At 60.1% G+C, this 1,549-nt stretch carries 1 protein-coding gene; it reads right to left on the bottom strand.

Annotation, left to right across the window (positions count from 1 at the left end; translation table 11 throughout):
* A partial coding sequence (locus WAN02_RS05715; protein WP_422263204.1) for a cytochrome P450 occupies positions 1-962 on the bottom strand: 962 nt, incomplete at its 3' end.
* Between the last annotated feature and the right edge of the window lie 587 nt (positions 963-1,549).

Below are 1,549 nucleotides of genomic sequence, written 5' to 3'. Positions count from 1 at the left end.
GGGTCAAACACATCCGGGTGTTCATAGACAGCGGGGTCCCGATTGGCCGCTGCAAAGCATAGGCGCACCGTGGCATCGTCTGGAATGGTGACTTCGTCGATCCGCACGCCAGCGGTCGTCGTGCGGTTGAATGCATGGAACGGCGTGCCCCAACGTACGGTCTCTTCAATTGCACTAGTGAGCAATTTGTCGTCGGAAAGCATGCGCTGCTTCAGGTCCGGCCGTGAAAGTGCATGGAATAGCAGGGTTCCCAGGGCTGAGGTGGTCGTTTCGTGCCCGGCGACAAGGAAACCGATCATGAACCGCATGATCTCCAGCTCGCCCATCCGCTGTCCATCGATTTCGACATGGGCCACTCGGGTGAGGTAGTCATCGCGGGGTTGCGTCCTACGCGCTAAGACTTCGTCCAACACGAGCGCGCCGATCTCCAAGTTGAGCGCGGCGCGTCGCTCGGGATCGGTGACGCTCCGGGTCATTTGGTAGGACAAGTCGCGTATTCGGGCAACCGGAGCGCCGCTAATGCCGACCACCTCGCACATGCCGAGCACCGGCAGTGGTGCGGCGAAGGCATCCATCAGATCGCACTCGCCGGTGCTTGAGAACTCGTCGATGACTTCGTTCGCGATGGCCTGGAGCCGAGGCTCGACGGCCCTGAGCTTCTCCGGCGTTAAAGGCTCCACATAGAGCTTCCGCCAAGCCGCATGCTCGGGAGGATCCTGCTCGATGGCCGGCATCCGCGGCGCGGACGGGTCGGGAGGTAGCAGTACACCCTTGCGTGCCGAAGAGAAATTCTCCCAATCCTGAGCCGCAGCGCGGACGTCGTCGTAGCGAGTCAACCAGTAGAAGCCGCCGAGTGCATTGCTGTGCTGCACGGGGCATGAGCGCAGTTCATCATAGAAGTCATAGACCTCTGGCACGCTCATCTTGTAGGGGTTTTGGTCTACGCGGTCGCTCGGCTGCACCGGTTCCTCGCTTGATCTCACTTGCATTGCATACGCTTTCGACCACGTTAGGAGTGTTGGCCCAAACCCGACAGCCAACTTCGGCTGTATCCAGTCCACTTCTCGCGGTTGGTTGAGCCCGTTTGTAGCGAGTCCGCTGAGCGTGATGTCCCCGCATCGGATGGGTTGGCGGCTGAATCGTCAAACTTCCTGTCGCTCAGCTGATTACCGCTCAACCGTCCGAGGCCTGAGCCGACAGACATGGTTCGGAAATTTTCTGCTTCGCAGAGCACTGGGCGCCGGCCGAGGTTGTCCGGGCGATCCAATCCTGCACCTGATGCAAGCATCACGGTTCAACCTGACATAATTCTATATTATCGGTAGTTGAACTAAGTAGCTAAACGCCGGAGAAGCGTCGCCGGTTCAAGGCGATGAAGCGATCTCACGTCGCGCACCGGCTATTGGGCGCACGGAAGGCTCGCACTCCACGTTGGCTATCCCACCCACGCACCTAGCTCGCACGTACTACGGAATCCGGGCAATTAAAGGCGCTCTCAGGGCGGCCATAAGAATGGCGGGCTCGGCGTCGCGGGCCTGCTGTCCATGGG

Source organism: Mycobacterium sp., assembly GCF_049281135.1.
GTDB lineage: Bacteria > Actinomycetota > Actinomycetes > Mycobacteriales > Mycobacteriaceae > Mycobacterium.
This window is presented reverse-complemented; position numbering and strand designations above follow the sequence as displayed.